At 59.3% G+C, this 18,504-nt stretch carries 17 protein-coding genes and 1 pseudogene; 10 read left to right on the forward strand and 8 right to left on the reverse strand.

Annotation, left to right across the window (positions count from 1 at the left end; translation table 11 throughout):
* Positions 1-3: 3 nt before the first annotated feature.
* The 3 genes from rsmF to yebS form a co-directional block, all read right to left on the reverse strand.
* Positions 4-1,422: a 16S rRNA (cytosine(1407)-C(5))-methyltransferase RsmF gene (rsmF, locus tag MHZ97_RS14095; RefSeq protein WP_293649131.1), complete on the reverse strand. Its 1,419-nt coding sequence runs from the start codon at positions 1,420-1,422 to the stop codon at positions 4-6.
* Positions 1,423-1,685: 263 nt separating this feature from the next.
* Positions 1,686-4,322 carry a PqiB family protein gene (locus MHZ97_RS14100; RefSeq protein ID WP_103796052.1) on the reverse strand — a complete coding sequence of 879 codons (2,637 nt, stop codon included), beginning with the start codon at positions 4,320-4,322 and terminating at the stop codon, positions 1,686-1,688.
* Positions 4,291-5,535: a membrane integrity lipid transport subunit YebS gene (yebS, locus tag MHZ97_RS14105; RefSeq protein WP_239314943.1), complete on the reverse strand. Its 1,245-nt coding sequence runs from the start codon at positions 5,533-5,535 to the stop codon at positions 4,291-4,293. Before yebS ends, MHZ97_RS14100 begins: the two co-directional genes overlap by 32 nt.
* 233 nt (positions 5,536-5,768) lie before the next feature.
* Here yebS and MHZ97_RS14110 point away from each other — a divergent pair, with 233 nt between their 5' ends.
* From MHZ97_RS14110 to htpX, 4 genes are all read left to right on the forward strand, one after another.
* A complete protein-coding gene (locus tag MHZ97_RS14110; RefSeq protein WP_103796050.1) occupies positions 5,769-6,269 on the forward strand; it encodes a GAF domain-containing protein in 501 nt (166 codons plus the stop codon).
* Positions 6,270-6,365: 96 nt separating this feature from the next.
* Positions 6,366-7,052 (forward strand): RNA chaperone ProQ, encoded by a 687-nt coding sequence (gene proQ, locus MHZ97_RS14115; RefSeq protein ID WP_103796049.1) that lies wholly within the window; start codon positions 6,366-6,368, stop codon positions 7,050-7,052.
* A 19-nt stretch (positions 7,053-7,071) separates the two neighbouring features.
* On the forward strand, positions 7,072-9,117 hold the full coding sequence (gene prc / locus MHZ97_RS14120; protein ID WP_239314944.1) for a carboxy terminal-processing peptidase: 2,046 nt from the start codon (positions 7,072-7,074) through the stop codon (positions 9,115-9,117).
* A 207-nt stretch (positions 9,118-9,324) separates the two neighbouring features.
* Entirely contained in the window at positions 9,325-10,206 is an 882-nt protein-coding gene (gene htpX, locus MHZ97_RS14125) for a protease HtpX (protein WP_033746579.1), read from the forward strand.
* 53 nt (positions 10,207-10,259) lie between these two features.
* Here htpX and MHZ97_RS14130 read toward each other — a convergent pair whose 3' ends face one another.
* The gene (locus MHZ97_RS14130) at positions 10,260-11,639 is read right to left on the reverse strand and encodes an MFS transporter (protein WP_239314970.1); all 1,380 of its coding nucleotides are present in this window, start codon (positions 11,637-11,639) and stop codon (positions 10,260-10,262) included.
* 188 nt (positions 11,640-11,827) lie between these two features.
* Between MHZ97_RS14130 and kdgR the strand changes: the two genes are divergently transcribed.
* On the forward strand, positions 11,828-12,619 hold the full coding sequence (kdgR, locus tag MHZ97_RS14135; protein WP_103796047.1) for a DNA-binding transcriptional regulator KdgR: 792 nt from the start codon (positions 11,828-11,830) through the stop codon (positions 12,617-12,619).
* A gap of 70 nt (positions 12,620-12,689) precedes the next feature.
* Here kdgR and MHZ97_RS14140 read toward each other — a convergent pair whose 3' ends face one another.
* On the reverse strand, positions 12,690-12,926 hold the full coding sequence (locus tag MHZ97_RS14140) for a YobH family protein (RefSeq protein WP_103796046.1): 237 nt from the start codon (positions 12,924-12,926) through the stop codon (positions 12,690-12,692).
* A 208-nt stretch (positions 12,927-13,134) separates the two neighbouring features.
* On the opposite strand from MHZ97_RS14140, the gene MHZ97_RS14145 reads away from it, so the two are divergent.
* The 5 genes and pseudogenes from MHZ97_RS14145 (at position 13,135) to rlmA (ending at position 16,262) form a co-directional block, all read left to right on the forward strand.
* A complete protein-coding gene (locus MHZ97_RS14145; protein ID WP_103796045.1) occupies positions 13,135-13,401 on the forward strand; it encodes a YebO family protein in 267 nt (88 codons plus the stop codon).
* Positions 13,402-13,427: 26 nt separating this feature from the next.
* Entirely contained in the window at positions 13,428-14,438 is a 1,011-nt protein-coding gene (locus tag MHZ97_RS14150; RefSeq protein WP_239314945.1) for an MBL fold metallo-hydrolase, read from the forward strand.
* A gap of 523 nt (positions 14,439-14,961) precedes the next feature.
* A pseudogene (locus MHZ97_RS14155) lies at positions 14,962-15,095 on the forward strand (DUF2627 domain-containing protein).
* Positions 15,096-15,116: 21 nt separating this feature from the next.
* Positions 15,117-15,326 (forward strand): transcription antiterminator/RNA stability regulator CspE, encoded by a 210-nt coding sequence (cspE, locus tag MHZ97_RS14160; RefSeq protein WP_003852684.1) that lies wholly within the window; start codon positions 15,117-15,119, stop codon positions 15,324-15,326.
* Between the two features lie 138 nt (positions 15,327-15,464).
* Positions 15,465-16,262 carry a 23S rRNA (guanine(745)-N(1))-methyltransferase gene (gene rlmA / locus MHZ97_RS14165; RefSeq protein ID WP_103796043.1) on the forward strand — a complete coding sequence of 266 codons (798 nt, stop codon included), beginning with the start codon at positions 15,465-15,467 and terminating at the stop codon, positions 16,260-16,262.
* On the opposite strand, the gene MHZ97_RS14170 is transcribed toward rlmA, so the two are convergent.
* The 3 genes from MHZ97_RS14170 to MHZ97_RS14180 all read right to left on the reverse strand — a co-directional run bounded on the left by MHZ97_RS14170 (position 16,259) and on the right by MHZ97_RS14180 (position 18,448).
* On the reverse strand, positions 16,259-16,717 hold the full coding sequence (locus tag MHZ97_RS14170) for a DUF986 family protein (RefSeq protein ID WP_103796042.1): 459 nt from the start codon (positions 16,715-16,717) through the stop codon (positions 16,259-16,261). The genes rlmA and MHZ97_RS14170 overlap by 4 nt on opposite strands.
* Positions 16,718-16,786: 69 nt before the next feature.
* Positions 16,787-17,632: a PTS mannose transporter subunit IID gene (locus MHZ97_RS14175; RefSeq protein WP_103796041.1), complete on the reverse strand. Its 846-nt coding sequence runs from the start codon at positions 17,630-17,632 to the stop codon at positions 16,787-16,789.
* Between the two features lie 15 nt (positions 17,633-17,647).
* A complete protein-coding gene (locus MHZ97_RS14180; protein WP_103796189.1) occupies positions 17,648-18,448 on the reverse strand; it encodes a PTS mannose/fructose/sorbose transporter subunit IIC in 801 nt (266 codons plus the stop codon).
* Positions 18,449-18,504: the final 56 nt, after the last annotated feature.

Raw genomic sequence — 18,504 nt, forward strand, 5'->3', positions numbered from 1 at the left:
GGCTTAGCGGAACAGGCGGCCGTCGCGCACCAGCTCGCGCGGGTAGCTGTTTTTGATGCGGCTGCCGACGCGTTTCGCCAGCCCGATCGGCTGCTGCTGGTAGGTAACAATCACCTCATCACGCTGCGGCGGCGTATCGGGGTAGATATCCCGGCCGCGATACCACTCCAGCGCCTCGTCGGCGCTCAGCTCAAACGCGCGCTCCGCGTCTGGCTGCGCCAGCGCTATTACCGCTTCATGCTGCCAGCGATAGCCTTTAGCAAAGGTTTCGGCCAGCTTGATGCCGATGCGGGAGAAGCGAACGCTGCCCAGCAGCGGCGTAATCGCCTCGGGAAACAGCCAAATCTCTTTATCGCGCTGCCACAGCGTCAGATCCTCACCCCACTGCAGGCAAACCGACGCCGCGGCGTGAGCCACCTCCGCCGCCGCCTTTTTATTCAGTGGGGCAAAGGGCAGTTTGCCTGGCTTGTAGCCGGGCTGCGGCAGCGGCGGTACCGAGCCGGTTTTACGCAGACGCGCCACGAAAAAGCCTTCGCTGTCGAACAGCTGCGGAAACACATGCAGAAACCCTTCCGGCGTCAACGCCTGGGCGGCGCCCGCGAAAAGCGTATCGAGCGGAACGATCTCCACCGCCTGCGGATAGCGCGCCAGCAGCCAGGCGATCACCTGCTGATTCTCTATCCGGTTAAGGGTGCAGGTGGAATAGACCAGTATGCCGCCGGGCTTCAGCGCATGAAACGCGCTCTCCAGCAGATCGCGCTGGGTGGCGGCGATAGCCTCAGTGCTGCTCAGCGACCAGTTCTTCAGCGCGTCGGCATCTTTGCGGATGACACCTTCGCCCGAGCAGGGGGCGTCCAGCAGCACGGCGTCGAAGCGCTCCGGCAGGGCAGGACCAAAGACGCGCGCGTCAAAGTGGGTCAGCGCAACGTTGCTGACGCCGCAGCGGCTAATGTTGGCGTGCAGAACCTTGATGCGGCTGGAGGAGAATTCGTTAGCGAGGATCGCGCCGCGGTTGTGCATGCGCGCCGCTATCTGCGTGGTTTTCGAGCCAGGCGCCGCCGCCATATCCATTACCGTCTGCGCCTCGGGCGCGGCGTCGAACAGCGCGCTGACCGGCAGCATGGAGCTCGCCTCCTGGATGTAAAACAGGCCGCTGAGATGCTCCGCCACGCTGCCGAGCGGCAGACTTTCGTCGTCTCGCTCAATCCAGAAGCCTTCTGCACACCAGGGCACCGGCGTCAGTCGCCAGCCGTAGTGAGACGTCTGGGCAAGAAAATCCGCCACGCTAATTTTAAGGGTATTGACGCGAAGGGTGCGGCGCAGCGGCTGCTGGCTAATGGCGATAAAGCGCTGCAGTTCGGCGTCATCGGGCAGCGCGGCGCGCATCAGATCAAGGAAGTCAGAAGGGAAAAGGTCAGCCACGGCAGGTTCCAGTTAAGGCGTTGAGATCAAAAAACAGGGCGGCAGTGTAGCATAGAAAAAGAGGCGGGCAGATAAGGGGCTGGCGCCGGTGTTACCGACCAGTCGCAAAGACGCAAAAGCCGGCACCGTTGCCGGCCCGGCCTGCGCAAACAGGCACCTCATCCCTGAGGTGCGCCCGCAAACGAAGCGTTATCTGCAAACGCTGGCGGCGTGTCCCTGCGCTTTTCAGCCGTCTGAAAAAGATTTCAGACGGCCCGGCCGCGCTACTGCTGCGGCTCGGGGATCGCTGTCCCCCAGCTGCGCCAGTTTTTCGGCGCTTCATCCTGCAGCAGGAAGTGCTTGTCCGCGCCCGCCTGCGGCGCCAGCGGCACCGTTGGCGGGGTGGCGAACTGAATACCGCCGCGAATAAACTGCTGGAAGGTGCCGGTTTTCACCACGCCGCCGATCAGGCCGAAGTCGAGGTTATAGCCGGACGCCAGCCAGAACACCGAGTTGTTGCGCACCAGATGCTGATACTTCTTGCTGATGCGCAGCGCAATCTGCACGCGATCCGCCATATTGCCCAGCGTCGTGCCGGTTACGGTGCCTACCTCGATGCCGCGGAACAGCACCGGCGTGCCGATTGAAAGCGATCCCGCCTCAGCGGCATCGACATAGATCGTCAGCCCGTTCAGGTAGCGTGAATCGGTAATGGTGCTCTCCTGCAGCTCAAAAATACGCGCCGGACGCCCCTTGCCGGGATCGACGTTAACGTAAGGCTGCAGCAGCGTCTCCAGATGATTGACCCCAGCCGGGGAGATCTCCGGCGACACCACCGAGAAGTGGCTGCCGCTGCGCGCGAAGTCCTGCACATACTCGGGATAGAGCACCGCCTTCGCCACCACCTGATTGTTATCCTGGCTGAGCGACAGCGACTCGACCTGACCGATATTGATACCCAGATAGCGAATCGGCATCCCTTCCGACAGCTTGCTGGCGTCATAGGTATGCAGCGTTATCTGGCTGCCGACCGCGCGCGCCGCCGTCTCTGAAGGGTAGAGCGTGCGCTTGCTGCCTTTGGCGTTCGCCGCGCCGCTCATATTGTCGAAGCTGATGGCGCCGCGCAGCGCGCGGTTCAGCGGCGACGCCTGAACGGTCAGGCCGCTGCCGTTAAGCTGCACGCGCGCGCCGCCTTCCGCCCAGAACACGCTCTCGCTGGTCAGCAGCTTGCGGTACTCCGGCTTGATATGGACGGCGATATCGAAGGCGCTGGCGCGCGGCGTGACGTCGACGATTTCACCGACTTCATATTTGCGGTAAAGCACCACCGAACCCGCCTGTACGTCCGGCAGGCTGTTGGCGGTCAGGGTCAGCGTAGTAGAGGGGCGATCGCCAGTAATGCCTTCCTCCGCCTTTTCAGCGTCAGCAAACAGCGGATAAGCGGATTTAACCGCCCCCTGATTGCCCGGCTCCAGGCGGATGCCGCCATCAACCCATTCACGGGCGCTGGCGCCGAGCACTTTCATGCCGTCGAGTCCGAACTTCACGTCGAGTCGGCTGTTGACGATAAACTTGCTGTCGCCGTGCACCAGGTTGCGATAGGCCGGCTCAATCGCCACCACAAACTGAATGCCTTTCTCATTCAGCTCGCGCGAAATCACCTGGCCAATCTTCATGCCGTGCAGCATTACCGGCTGACCAGCGTCGATGCCGTAGCTCTCCGGCGCGCTGAGCTTCACCGTCAGCACGTCGGGCTTCTGCAGCAGCGACTCGTTGGCGGGCAGCACGGTAAAGTGGCTTTGCGGCTCGCCGTCGCCCGGTACCAGCTCCAGCGTATTGCCGGTCAGCAGGCTGCTGAGGTTGGTATCGGTCAGGCTCACTTTCGGGCTGCGCATCTCAATGCGCGTGCCGCTGCGCATCAGGCTGACCACGGAAGGGTCGAGGGTCAGCTCGCCGGTCACTTTCCCGCCGCTCAGCAGGTTGAGTTTGGTCAGGCTGCCGACCTCCAGCCCCTGATAGATCAGCGGCGTGCGGCCCGCCTTCAGGTTATTGCCGTCGGGCAGATCGAGCGTGACCACCACGCCGCGCTGGCTGCGCGCCAGATCGGGATAGAGCCTGTAGTTCTGGTCCGTTTTCGCCGCCGGCGAATCGTCCGGCGAGTCGAAGGCGATAGCGCCGTTCACCAGCGCCGCCAGGCTCTCCAGCTCGACCTTCGCGCCGCTCAGGCTGACGTCGGCGCTCAGCCCGGAGACGTTCCAGAAGCGGCTGTTGGTCTTGACCAGGTTATTGAAGCGGCGCTCGATCAGCACATCGATAGTCACGCCGTCCGTCTTGCTGTTGATGCTGTAGTCATAGACGCGGCCCACCGGGATCTTGCGGTAGTAGACCAGCGAGCCGGAGTTAAGCGCGCCGAGGTCGGGGGCGTGCAGATGGATCAGCAGCTCGCCGGTGTTAACGCGATACTTCGGCTGGGTATCCTGCGCGACGAAGTTTTCGCGCGGCTTGCCGCTGCCCGGCATCATGCCAATATAGTTGCCGCCCACCAGCGCATCGAGGCCCGAGACGCCCGCCAGCGACGCTTTTGGCGTCACCAGCCAGAACTGGGTGTTCTCGCGCAGCGCATCTTTCATGTCGCTCTTGATGCTCGCCTTGATCTGAATGGTGCGATAGTCGTCACTCAGGTTGATGCCCTGCACGGTGCCAACCTCCACGCCCTGATAGCGGATCGGCGTGCGGCCCGGCACGATGCCGTCCGCCGACTGGAAGTTAATAGTGATCACCGTGCCGCGCTCTTCGTAGTTGGTCCAGAGCAGCCAGCCGGCGATCAGCATCGCGATAATCGGCAGAAGCCAGAATGGAGAAACCTTACGTTTGCTGCGCAGCGTCGCGTTAGTCGATGTAGTCGGCGTTTCCTGTTGCATGTGCATCCCAAAGCAGGCGGCTGTCTAGCCACTCAACGGCCATAATCGTCAGGATCACCGCCGCGCCGAAGTAAAACGCGGCGGGTCCCATGGTAAAAGCCAGCAGCTGATCGCGATTGACCAGCGACATGGTTAAAGAAATCACAAAGAGGTCGAGCATAGACCAGCGGCCCACCCAGGTGACGACCCGCAGCAGGCGAATGCGGGTTTTTAGCCCTTGCTCGCAGCGGAAGTGAATGCTGAGCAACAGCGTCAGCATCACCAGCACCTTGGTGAACGGCACCAGAATACTGGCGATAAACACCACCGCCGCCACCGGCACATTGCCGGAGGCCAGACCGAGGATACCGGAGAAGATGGTGTCCTCGCGTCGCGAGCCGTTCAGGTAGACCACGGAAATGGGCAACAGATTGGCGGGGATCAGCAGCACGATCGAGGCGATCAGCGCCGCCCAGGATTTTTGCAGGCTGTGGCGGCGACGGAAGTCGAGCGGCGTATGGCAGCGCGGACAGCGGCCGCGCGCGTCCGGCACGCCGGTATTGTGGCAGTTAAGGCACACCTGAAGTTCGGCGCGCGCGGTCGCATACTGCTTCTGCGGATAGAAATGCTCCCACAGCTGCTCGACGTTAAGGTGGATCAGCGTCAGCAGGCTCAGCAGCGTTAGCGTCAGGTAGGCGGCCAGCCCGTAGCCGACCTCCAGCGAGGCGTAATCCTGCACTTTAATCGACGCCACCGCGATGCCCACCAGGTAGATATCGAGCATCACCCACTCTTTGACCTTCTCCAGCATCAGCAGCACCGGGCGCAAATTCATCCCCAGCCGGTGTCCGATAGTCAGATAGCCGATGCCGGCCCCCAGCGCCACGGGCGCGCCGATGGTGCAGAACGCTACCATCGAGGCGGTCAGCACATTGCCCTGTTCTGCCATCTGGATAACGCCGCCCAGCAGGCTGGCGTTTATGCGCATACCGAGCAGGCGAATATCCACCAGCGGCAGGGTAAAGGCGAAGGGCATCAGCACCATAATCATCGCCGCCATCACCGTCAGCCGGGTCATCGACCAGTCGCGTCCGCTGATAATTTGCGCATGGCAGCGTGGACAATAGGCAGACTGATGCGATTTCACATCCGGTAAGGAAAAAAGGGTATCGCATTGCGGACAACGCTGATAACGTGCGTGGGGCAATGGCTGGCTGATAGCGTGAATTTTCATAGGGTGATGCAGGTTTCGCCCAGATATTTGTCGCTGTGACCGGATGCGGTTGTGGGGCAAAAGAACGTTTTCACGTTTCCGGCATACCCGCACGGGGCCCACGTTTCGATCCACAAAAATCTAAGGTTATAGCAACTAACGCTATGATTCACCTTGTGGCGGTGGATATTTAGTGCTTATTTTAACGGGCGGCTGATTAAAGCCGCTCTGTTGTTAATGTTAATGGTTAAACAATGAACAAAACTGCCTTTTACGATGATCTGAATCGCGATATGCGCGCGCTGCTCGCAGGCGAGAGATCCTTCCTCGCCGCGCTGGGCAATTTCAGCGCGCTGCTGTATGAACGCCTTGAGGGCGTCAACTGGGCGGGCTTTTACCTGCTGACGGAAGCCGACACCCTGGTGCTGGGGCCTTTTCAGGGCAAAATCGCCTGCGTGCGCATCCCGGTAGGTAAAGGCGTATGCGGCACGGCGATGGCGCAGGATAAAGTGCAGCGCGTCGATGACGTGCACGCCTTTCCCGGCCATATCGCCTGCGACGCCGCCAGCAACGCCGAGATCGTGATTCCTCTGAAAGTAAACGGCGCGCTGGTCGGCGTTCTGGATATCGACAGCACGGTGTTCAATCGCTTCGACAGCGAGGATGAGACAGGGCTGGTTGCTCTGACTGATGGGCTTTGCGACGTGCTGGCGGACAGCGATCTCGAAAAATTTTTGCAGCTGACGCGCAGCTAATCGACTGGATCGAATGGTATTTGGCGATGTTGTCATTATAATGTCGCCTGTTCATGCCTGCTCTGGTCGGCAAATCCGTTGTAATCAGGAAATTTCATGGAAAATCAACCTAAGTTGAATAGCAGTAAAGAAGTGATCGCCTTTCTGGCGGAACGTTTTCCAAACTGCTTTAGCGCCGAAGGTGAGGCGCGTCCGCTCAAAATCGGCATCTTTCAGGATCTGGTAGAGCGCGTTCAGGGCGAAATGAGTCTTAGCAAGACCCAGCTGCGTTCAGCGCTGCGTCTCTATACCTCCAGCTGGCGTTATCTCTACGGCATCAAAGCGGGCGCAACGCGCGTCGATCTCGACGGCAATGCCTGCGGCGTGCTTGACGAGCAGCACGTGCAGCATGCGCGTCAGCAGTTGGAAGAGGCGAAAGCGCGCGTTCAGGCGCAGCGCGAGCAGCAGAAAGCCGCGAAGCGCGAAGCAGGCGAAGAGGGCGCAGAACCCCGTCGTCCGCGTCGTCCGGCCGCCCGTAAGCCAGCCGAAGGCGATGCGCCGCGTAAAGCGCGTCCTCAGTCGCCGCGTCCGGCCACTCAGGATCGTAAACCGGCTCCGCGTCCTGCAGCGCAGGCGAAACCCATCACCGATACCTCAACTTTGCAACCTGGCCAGAATATCAAAGTCAAAGCAGGCAAAAGTGCGATGGACGCTACCGTTCTTGAAGTTTCAAAAGACGGCGTTCGGGTACAGCTCGCTTCCGGCATGGCAATGATTGTGCGCGCAGAACACTTGCAGTTCTGAAACGGAGGCTGACCCCGGCATGAACACCCTGTTAAAAATCGGTATGATTGCGGGCCTGCTACTGGCAGGCCCTTCATTTGGCGCAGAGAACATCACCCGCGCCGATCAGATCCCCCAGCTTCATGAAGATCCGCAGGATCCGACCGTCAGTGAACGGGTGACCTCTCGCTTTACCCGCTCTCACTACCGCCAGTTCGACCTCGATCAGGCCTTTTCGGCGAAGATTTTCGACCGATACCTGAACATGCTCGACTACAACCATAATGTGCTGCTGGCATCGGATGTCGCGCAGTTCGCCGACAAAAAAACCACCCTCGGCGACGAGCTGCGCAGCGGCAAGCTGGATGTGTTCTACGATCTCTACAATCTGGCGCAGAAACGCCGTTTCGAGCGCTATCAGTATGCGCTCGAGGTGCTGAAACGCCCGATGAACTTTACCGGCAACGACACCATCGATATCGACCGCGCGAAAGCTCCCTGGCCGAAAGATCAGGCGGAGCTGAATGCGTTATGGGACGCCAAGGTGAAGTATGACCAGCTCAGCCTGAAGCTGACTGGCAAAGATGAAAAAGAAATTCGCGATGTGCTGACCAAGCGCTACAACTTCGCTATTCGCCGCCTGGCGCAGAGCAACAGCGAAGATGTATTCCAGCTGGCGATGAACGCCTTCGCGCACGAAATCGATCCGCACACCAACTACCTGTCGCCGCGCAACACCGAACAGTTCAACACTGAAATGAGCCTGTCGCTGGAAGGCATCGGCGCGGTGCTGCAGATGGATGACGACTATACGGTGATCAACTCCATGGTTGCCGGTGGTCCTGCGGCGAAGAGCAAATCGATCAGCGTCGGCGACCGCATTGTCGGCGTCGGACAGCCGGGCAAGCCGATGGAAGATGTTATCGGCTGGCGTCTTGACGATGTCGTGGCCAAAATCAAGGGGCCGAAAGGCAGCAAAGTGCGTCTTGAAGTGCTGCCTGCGGGCAAGGGCACCAAAACCCGTACTGTGACCCTGACGCGCGAGAAGATCCGCCTTGAAGACCGCGCGGTGAAGATGAGCGTACATAACGTCGGCAAGCAGAAAGTCGGCGTGCTGGATATTCCGGGCTTCTACGTTGGTCTGACCGATGACGTTAAAGTGCAGCTGCAGAAACTGCAAAAGCAGAACGTTGACAGCGTGGTTATCGACCTGCGCACCAACGGCGGCGGCGCGCTGACCGAGGCAGTTTCTCTCTCTGGCCTGTTTATTCCCAGCGGTCCGGTGGTGCAGGTGCGCGACAACAACGGCCGCGTGCGTGAAGACAGCGACAACGACGGCGTGGTCTACTACAAAGGCCCGCTGGTAGTGCTGGTAGACCGCTTCAGCGCCTCGGCGTCGGAAATCTTCGCCGCGGCGATGCAGGACTACGGCCGCGCGCTGATTGTCGGCGAACCGACTTTCGGTAAAGGCACCGTGCAGCAGTATCGCTCCCTGAACCGCATCTACGATCAGATGTTGCGTCCAGAGTGGCCTGCGCTCGGCTCCGTGCAGTACACCATCCAGAAGTTCTACCGCATCAACGGCGGCAGCACCCAGCGTAAAGGCGTCACGCCCGATCTGCTGATGCCGACCGGCGTGGAAGCGGCGGAAACCGGCGAGAAGTTCGAAGATAACGCGCTGCCGTGGGATAGCATCAACGCTGCCACCTACACCAAAACCGGCGACGTGAAGCCGCTGGTGGCGCAGCTGACGAAGCAGCACGAAGCGCGTATCGCCGAGGATCGTGAGTTCCAGTACATCATGAAGGATATCGCCCGCTTTAATGCGATGAAGGAGAAGCGCAATATCGTGTCGCTCAATCTCGCCCAGCGCGAAAAAGAGAACCACGAAGAGGATGCGCTGCGTCTGGAGCGGATTAACGCGCGCTATCAGGCGGAAGGCAAAAAGCCGCTGAAGAGCCTGGACGATCTGCCGAAGGACTACAAAGAGCCCGATCCTTACCTCGACGAGACGGTGAGAATCGCTAACGATCTGGCGCAGCTGGATAAGTCCCAGCCCACCTCATCGTCCCCCGCCGCGCAGTAAGCGCAGGGGAGTAAAAAGCACCGCCTCGCGGTGCTTTTTTTTGTCCTGAGGGGGCGAAAACCCGGCCGCACGGCGAAAGCGTGACTAAATGTAAAGTTATGTCTTTTTAGGCACTTAAAGGTTAAGGTCGCTTGAAATGCGCTGCGATGACCCTAGGATAGGGATCCGCGCAGTCAGCGCATGAACAACTGAGGAAGATTAACTTTTATGATGCGTATTGCTCTTTTCCTGGTGACCAACTTAGCTGTGATGTTGGTCTTTGGGCTGATCCTCAGCCTCACAGGGATCCAGTCAAGCAGTGTTCAGGGCCTGATGATCATGGCAGGCCTGTTTGGCTTTGGCGGTGCGTTTGTTTCACTGCTGATGTCGAAGTGGATGGCGCTGCGTTCGGTCGGCGGTGAGGTGATTGAACAGCCGCGTAATGAAACAGAGCGCTGGCTGATGCAGACCGTGGGCCGTCAGGCGCAGCAGGCGGGCATTGCGATGCCGCAGGTCGCTATTTACCATGCGCCCGACATCAACGCCTTCGCCACCGGCGCGCGTCGCGATGCGTCGCTGGTCGCTGTCTCAACCGGGCTGTTGCAGAACATGAGCCGCGACGAAGCGGAAGCGGTGCTGGCGCACGAGATTGCCCACATCGCCAACGGCGACATGGTGACCATGACGCTGATTCAGGGCATCGTGAACACCTTCGTGATCTTTATCTCCCGTATTATCGCGCAGGTGGCGTCGGGCTTCCTTTCCGGCAACCGCGACGGCGAAGAGAGCAGCAACGGCAATCCGCTGGTCTACTTTGCCGTGGCGACGGTGCTGGAGCTGGTGTTCGGCATTCTGGCCAGCATCATCACCATGTGGTTCTCGCGCCACCGTGAATTCCACGCTGACGCCGGTTCGGCGAAGCTGGTGGGACGCGAGAAGATGATCGCCGCGCTGCAGCGCCTGAAAACCAGCTACGAACCGCAGGAGCCGAGCAGCATGATGGCGTTCTGCATCAACGGCAAAAACAAGTCGCTGAGCGAACTGTTTATGTCGCACCCGCCGCTGGATAAGCGCATCGAAGCGCTGCGCAGCGGTCAGTATCTCAAGTAGCCGTTCAGGCGTGAAAAGGCGACTCCCCGGAGTCGCCTTTTTTATGGGCGCGATTACTGCGCCGTGGCGCGCTTCTGCGACAGGCGCGACAGGCTGAACAGCGCGGCGACGCTGGAGAAGAGGCCGGCGAGGATCAGCGACGCGTGCGTGCCGCCCTGGTCGAACAGGGTGAACATCAGCGCCACCAGCGCCGCGCCGCTGCTCTGGCCCAGCAGACGCGCCGTGCCCAGCATGCCGCTGGCGCCGCCGCTGCGGTTGCGCGGCGCGGCAGAGATGATGGTGTGGTTATTCGGCGACTGGAACAGGCCGAACCCGGCACCGCACAGCGCCATACGCCAGATAATATCCCAGTCCTGCGGCTGCGCAGGCAGCAGCGCCAGCAGAAACAGCCCCGCCGCAAACAGCGCCAGGCCGATGCCGCCGAGCAGCCCGGCGTGAATATGCTCAATCAGGCGGCCAGCAATCGGCGCCAGCACCATGGTCGCCAGCGGCCAGGGCGTCAGCAGCAGGCCGGTCGCAACCTCGTCGCGTCCCAGCGCGTTCTGCAGGTAAAAGGGCAGCGACACCATCGCCAGCATCTGTGCGCAGAAAGAGCAGATCGAGGTGCAGAGCGACAGGCTGAACAGCGGAATACGCAGCAGATCCACCGGCAGCAGCGGCACCGCCATGCGCTGCTGACGACGCACAAAGAACCAGCCGACCACCGCCAGCACCGCTACTTCAGCCAGCGCCAGCATCCGGCTGCCGCCCTGCGCAAACCCGGTCAGCGTATAGATCAGCAAACCGAAAAACAGCGCGTTCATAAGCGCACTCGGCACGTCGAACTTTTGCGCCTTCGCTTTCTGGCTGTTCTCCGGCAGGAAGCGCAGCGCCAGCCAGAGCGAAATCACCCCCAGCGGCACATTAATCAGAAACAGCCACTTCCAGCTGGCGAACGACAGGATCGCCGCCGCCACCGTTGGCCCGGCGGCGCTTGAGGCCGCCACCACCAGGGAGTTGATCGCCATCCCCCGTCCCAGATAACGCTGCGGATAGATAATGCGGATCAGCGCAGTGTTGACGCTCATCAGCGCCGCGCCGCCAAACCCTTGCAGCACGCGCGCCAGCGTCAGCATCGGGAGCGATGATGAGAGGGCGCAGAAAACCGAGGTGAGGACAAACAGGCCGAGCCCGACCTGATAGACCCGGCGATAGCCAAGCATATCGCCGAGAAACGCGAGCGACAGCAGCGAGGCGACGATAGCGATTTGGTAGCCGTTGACGATCCAGACCGACTGCGCCGGACTGGCGTGCAGCTCGCGCGCAATGGTCGGCAGCGCCACGTTGGCGATAGTACCGTCCAGCACCGCCATCATAATGCCCAGCGCAATGGTAAAAATTGCGCCGTAGCGCTGCGGAACGGGCAGCCCATCCTGAGAATTTATCGGGGACATAGAGAGAAAAGTAAAGTGGGTGAATATCAACATGCTAATGAATCCGCTGCTGAAACGCACCGTCTTTAGCGCAAAAAACGCGGGTAAAGTATGTCGCGCGGTGACAGGCAATGGTGCAGCGCGCAGCGACGCGCTATATTGGTCATCTGTTCCGATTTTATTAAAACAATTTCAAAAAAGGGTTCGTGATGGCCACCAGTGAAAACGATAAACAACCCGACGCCGTCTCTTCCGTAATGAAGGTGTTTGGCATCCTGCAGGCGCTGGGCGAAGAGCGCGATCACGGCATTACCGAGCTGGCGCAGCGCGTGATGATGTCGAAGAGCACCGTTTACCGCTTTCTGCAGACCATGAAGGCGCTTGGCTATGTCACGCAGGAAGGCGAGAGCGAAAAATACTCCCTGACGCTGAAGTTGTTTGAGCTGGGGGCGAAGGCGTTGCAGAACGTCGATCTCATCCGCAGCGCAGACGTGCAAATGCGTGAGCTCTCGCGTCTGACTAAAGAGACGATCCACCTCGGGGCGCTGGAAGAGGACAGCATCGTCTACATCCATAAAATCGACTCGCTCTATAACCTGCGGATGTATTCGCGCATTGGACGGCGCAACCCGCTGCACACCACGGCGATTGGCAAAGTGCTGCTGGCGTGGCGCGACCGGGCAGAGGTGAATGAGATCCTTAAAGAGGTTGAATTCAAGCGTAGCACCGCCAATACCATCGTCACGCGCGAAGCGCTGCTCGAGGTGCTGGATCAGGTGAAAGCGCAGGGCTTCGGCGAGGATAACGAGGAGCAGGAAGAGGGGCTGCGCTGTATCGCCGTGCCGGTTTTCGACCGCTTTGGCGTGGTTATCGCCGGTCTGAGCATCTCATTCCCCACTATCCGCTTCTCGGAAGAGGCGAAAAGCGACTATGTCGCCATGCTGCATCGCGCGGCGCGCACGCTCTCCGCTGAGATGGGCTATCACCACTACGGCTTCTGATAAAAAAAGCGGGCAGACGCCCGCTTGCTCTCCTGTAAGACTCCGCGCGGAACGATTCTCCGCCTGACCCTTAATTGTCGATCACTTCTCCGCTCTTCTTCAGCAGCGGGCAGTCGCTCACCCCGATAACGCCGCTGTCAGTATGCAGATACTGGGCGGTAATCACACCGCGCGCGGTAAGGTAGCTGCACTGCAGGCCCAGACCCGCGGCGTTTTTAGCGCTGCCGGTCAGCACGCCATAGCCGGTAAACAGCATGGCGACCCAGATAACGGCGAGCAGAACGATCGCCCGAATAAAGAGTTTCATTTGTTCTCCTTGTGATACATAACGCAGCTGTCCACCGTGTGCTGCCGCCCGTAATATTAACAGCTTGCCTCGCTTTGTCTGCCGAAGCGATCGGAGATTGCCGAAAGCGACGGGTCAGGGAATTCTGCATTCAGGCGCATAGCCTGGTCAGCCGGGCGCCCAGCAGGTAGAATCGACGCCATCAATATTTTCCGTTTTTGAGGCAGTTATGAACGAATTAGCCGCAACCTCCGATCCGCTGTTTAGCTATGGCGTAGTGGCGGTGATTATCATTGTGGCGTTTATCGCCTGGTTTTTCGTTAACCGGGCCAGCGTGCGCGCCAGCGAACAGATCCTGCTGCTGAGCCAGCTGCTGGAAGAGCAGAAAAAACAGAACGCGCTGCTGCGCCGGCTGGTTGAGAGCCAGAGCGGCGAGCAGGAGAAGCAGGAGCCGGAAGCGACGCGCGAATTTATCCGCATGATCCCGGAACGCTAACCTTTTTTACCCCGGCAAGGAGCGACATGGCCTGGCAAAACCCCTGGTATGACGCCAGCAAAGCGCATCATACCCCTGAAGGCTTTCGCAACCTGGAGCCGGATCTGAGCCAGCCTGGCGATCTCAGGCGCTGGCGTAAAGCGCGCAAAGCGGCGGGGCTGCCGCTCCCGCCGCAGGCGGGCTATGAGCAGTTCAGGGCGCGCTGGTGGCAGCCCGCCGATCTTGCCGGCGTGGACGATCGCGTCTGGTGGTTAGGCCATGCGGCGATGCTGCTGCGCCTTAACCAGCGCTATCTGCTGATCGATCCGGCGCTCTCGACGCGCGCCTCGCCGCTGCCCTTTGCCGGGCCAGAACGCAAAACCCCGCCGCCGCTGCGCATTAAGGATCTGCCGCGCCTCGACTATGTGCTGATCTCCCACAATCACTATGACCATCTCGATTCCGCCACCGTCAGGCGCATTCTCCGCCGTTTCCCTGACGTCACTTTTCTGGTGCCGCTGGGGCTGGAAGGCTGGTTCACGCGACGCGGCGCGCGTCATGTGCGCCAGCTCGACTGGTGGCAGAGCCAGCAGGAGGCGGGGCTGACCCTGACCGCCGTACCGGCGCGTCACTGGAGCATGCGCACGCCCTGGGATCGCAACCGTTCGCTATGGTGCGGCTGGGTAGTAAAAAGCAAGACGCTTAATTTCTGGTTTTCCGGCGATAGCGGGTTTTCCGATAACCTGGCGGAGATCCCCCGGCGGCTTGGTCCATTTAATCTGGTCGCGCTGCCGGTCGGCGCCTATGCACCGAAATGGTTCATGCGCAGCAGCCATATGGAGCCCGCTCACGCGGTCTCATTATGGCGGCTAACGGGTAAACCGTTAGCCCTGCCTATTCACTGGGGCGTATTCGAGCTGGCTGACGAATCACTGGATGAGCCGCCGGCTGAATTAGTGTGCGCCATTCAGCGCAGCGGAGAAGATAATGGCCGCTTTGCGCCGTGGAGAATAGGAGAGAGCCGCAGCCTGGAAAATATTAACCAGGAAAATTCCTAAAGCGCGGTGCTTATCCTCAGGCGGGTATTAGGTTTTGAGAGAACATTTATTCAGGATCAAAGAATAAATGGTAATAAGAAATAAGCATTGCTCTGCTTTTTATTGGGGCAGTACGGGTTTTTATTTTCCTGATTTTGGTGCAAAAGTATTTATTAACTGTGCCAGAGAGAAATCAGAGCCTGCGATCGCTTAAGAGAAAAGGGTGCCGCATTTTAGTTGTAGGGTGTCGCTTAACAAAAGCGAATGCCATAATACTGCAATAATCTATCCGTAAATTAATCCGTTACGGTGAACAAGGTTGGACAAATGCGCGGTTATCCGCTAGCGTTATTCGTATCATCCGCTGGTTGCTGGATAGCGCTTTTCGGCCTGGGCGTGGTCAGGTTATGTACCAAAATGAACAAAGTGCGCGACGGCTTTGCAAATTTTGTGCAGCACATCCACGGTCGATTAAAAATGCCTTGCCATTAATTTGCGGATATGTGATAACAATTCTTGGGTCAAACGAGGTACAGTTCTGTTTATGTATGGCATCTTCAGTAAAGAAGTTACGAGTAAAAACGTTGACGTTGAATACCGCTTCCTTGCCGAACCTTATTAGTGCCTCATTCAGTAACGTCTCTGGTTTCTCTGTAGGTCTGCCTCCGGGCAAAATAAACACTCTAAGGAATTTGCAAAATGGCAAAGATCAAAGGTCAGGTTAAGTGGTTCAACGAGTCTAAAGGTTTTGGTTTTATTACTCCTGCTGACGGTAGCAAAGATGTGTTCGTACACTTCTCCGCTATCCAGGGCAACGGTTTCAAAACCCTGGCTGAAGGCCAAAGCGTTGAGTTCGAAATTCAGGACGGCCAGAAAGGCCCGGCTGCAGTCAACGTAACCGCTATCTGATTTCGTGCCAGCTCGGTGCCATGCACCACTGAAAACGAATCCTGTAAAGCCCTGGTCATCTGACCGGGGCTTTTTCTTTGCGCTTTCGATACAACCGCGAACGGAGTACACTGCGGCGCTCTTGTTAATGGAGTTCGTATGTTGCTGATTTGCCCCCTCTGTCATCATCCTTTGCAGCCTGAAAACCGCAGCTGGCGCTGTGAAAACCGTCACCAGTTCGATCAGGCGAAAGAGGGCTACCTCAATTTGCTGCCCGTTCAGCATAAAGGCTCGCGCGAGCCTGGCGACAGCGCAGAGATGATGCAGGCGCGGCGCGAGTTTCTGCAGGCGGGCTACTATCAGCCGCTGCGCGACGGCGTGGTGACGCTGCTGCGCGAAAAGCTACGCGACGCGGGCGCGCTGCTTGATATCGGCTGCGGCGAAGGCTATTACACGTCGGCGCTCAGCGCGCTGGGCGCAGAGGTTTACGGCCTGGATATCGCTAAAAACGCCATTCGCCTGGCGGCAAAACGTTATCCTGACGTGCAGTTTTGCGTCGCCTCAAGCCAGCGTCTGCCCTTTGCTGACGCATCGCTGGACGGCGTGGTGCGCATCTACGCGCCCTGTAACGAAGCGGAGCTGACGCGCGTCGTGAAGCCAGGCGGCGTGCTGCTGACCGTTACCCCAGGGGCGCACCATCTGCAGCAGTTCAAGGCGCTGATCTATCGCGAGGTGCAGCTTCATGCGCCGGAAGAGAAGTGCTACAGCGGCTTTAGCGAAGAGAGTCAGCAGTCGCTGCGCTACGCGATGCAGCTGAGCGGCGATGCGGCGGCGACGCTGCTGCAGATGACGCCTTTCGCCTGGCGCGCGAAGCCGTCGGTGTGGGGGGAACTGCAGGCGTCGAAAACCTTCGAATGCGATGCTGACTTCCGCCTGACGCTATGGCGGCGCAATTAGCGCGCCTCCACCAGCGTATGATAGATGCGCTCAAGATCGTCGAGCTGCTGCACGGCGATCAGCAGGCGACGCTGCTCCAGCTGCATCACCAGGATGCCGTCTTCGGAGAGATTGATGCTCTGAATGCGTTCATAGGCGATCCAGACGCCGCCATAGAACAGCCCATCGCGCTTCATCAGCAGGGTTGGGCGGCGCAGCCAGAAGAGCCAGAAAGCGAGAAAGCAGAGCACCATCAGCAAGGTGGTGGTGAGCTGCGGCCCCTGATGCGTCACATTATTCCAGAGTAAAATCGCCAGCAGCCCGATAAATATCAGGCTGTCGATTTTGTGCCTGCGCCGCAGCGCCACGCTTAAGCGCGTCGGGCCGTTGCGGCGCGGCAGAATAAAGTCGTTATAGAGAGAAAAAAGCAGCAGCGCGGCGATACAGAGCGCGATGAGGCCGTCCGTTAGTGACATCACTTTCTCCTGTGGCGATGCGGCAGAAAAGCGGGGAAGAGGCCGGGCGCAGCGCGCCCGGCGAGAGAACTACAGGCCAAGCAGGCCGACCCAGTAGCCGAAAATCCCGATAACAAAGAAGCCAACGATAATCCAAAGCGCGTTGACCTTGCGACGCAGCAGCCACATACAGGCGAAGGTCAGCAGCAGCGGCACGATGCCCGGCATCAGCTGATCGAGAATGGTCTGAACCGTGGTGACGGTGGTTTTCCCGGTCTGGTCGGTAATGCGCGATACGACCAGCGGAATATTCACGTGCGTCCACTTGTTCACCAGCGCGCCCATCACAAACAGGCCAAGAATTGACGCCCCCTCCGTGAGCTTCTGCAGGAAGCCGCCGCCCATATCGCTGACGATATCGATCCCTTTGCGGTAGCCGTACGCCACGCCGTAATAGCGGGTCAGCAGACGCGCCAGATTGAACAGCACGAAGAACAGCAGCGGACCCAGCAGGCTGCCGCTCATGGCGATACCTGCGCCGAGGGCGGCGAATACCGGGCGTACGGTGCCCCAGAAAATGGGGTCGCCGACGCCAGCCAGCGGCCCCATCAGGCCCACTTTAATGCCGTTGATGGCGGCGTCGTCGATCGGGGCGCCGTTGGCGCGCTGCTCCTCCATCGCCATGGTCACGCCCAGCACCGGCGCTGCCACGTAGGGATGGGTGTTAAAGAACTCCAGATGACGCTTAATCGCCTGGCGGCGCGCCTCATTGTTTTCCGGATAGAGGCGGCGGATCACCGGCACCATTGAGAAACAGAAGCCTAGCGCCTGCATACGCTCGAAGTTCCACGACCCCTGGAACAGGTTCGACCGCAAAAACACGCCGCGGATATCCCCTGGGGTGAGTTTCTTTTGCGTTGTAGTTGTATCTACCATGTTGTCACCTGTTCCTTAGTCAAGTTCGTTATCGAGATCGTTATTTGCAGGAGCTGCCGCAGGCGCGCCCGCCACGCGGTTATATTTCGGCGCCAGCTGGATATAGAGCACCGCCATCACCACGCCGATGACGCCCAGCGCTACCAGGTTAAAGCTGGTGAAGGCCGCGGTGACGAAGCCAAGATAGAAAAACGGCATCAGATAGCCTGCGCGCATCATATTGATGACCATCGCGTAACCGACCACCACAATCATGCCGCCCGCAATGTTCAGGCCGCTGGTGACCACTTCAGGGATAGAGCTGAGCAGGGAGTGAACCGCGCTGGTGCCGACTGAAATCGCCACAATCAGCGCCGGAATGGCGATACGCATCGCCTGCAACACCAGCGCCGAGACGTGGATCCAGGATATCGCCGTCAGGTTACCTTTCTCTGCGGCCTTATCGGCCGCGTGCTGGAAAGCGACGGTGATGGTGCGCACGATAATCGTCAGCACCTGGCCCGCAGCCGCCAGCGGGATCGCCAAAGCAATACCCGCGCCGACGCTCTGACCGCCGGCAATAACCAGAATAGTGGAGATGATTGAGGCGAGAGCCGCATCAGGCGCCACGGCGGCGCCGATGTTCATCCAGCCGAGGGCGATCATCTCCAGCGTACCGCCGATAATAATGCCGGTTTTCATATCGCCGAGCACCGCCCCGATCAGGGTACAGGCCACCAGCGGTCGGTGAAACTGAAACTCATCCAGAATCGAGCCCATACCCGCAATACAGGCCACGATAAATATCAGGATGATTTGTAGCGAGGTTATTTCCATCATATCCCTTCTCCTCAGCAGGATAGCGTTAACTGGCCCGCAGGCGCAGCTGGCAC

It is taken from the genome of Pantoea sp. ACRSC, assembly GCF_022346785.1.
Lineage (GTDB): Bacteria > Pseudomonadota > Gammaproteobacteria > Enterobacterales > Enterobacteriaceae > Pantoea > Pantoea alvi.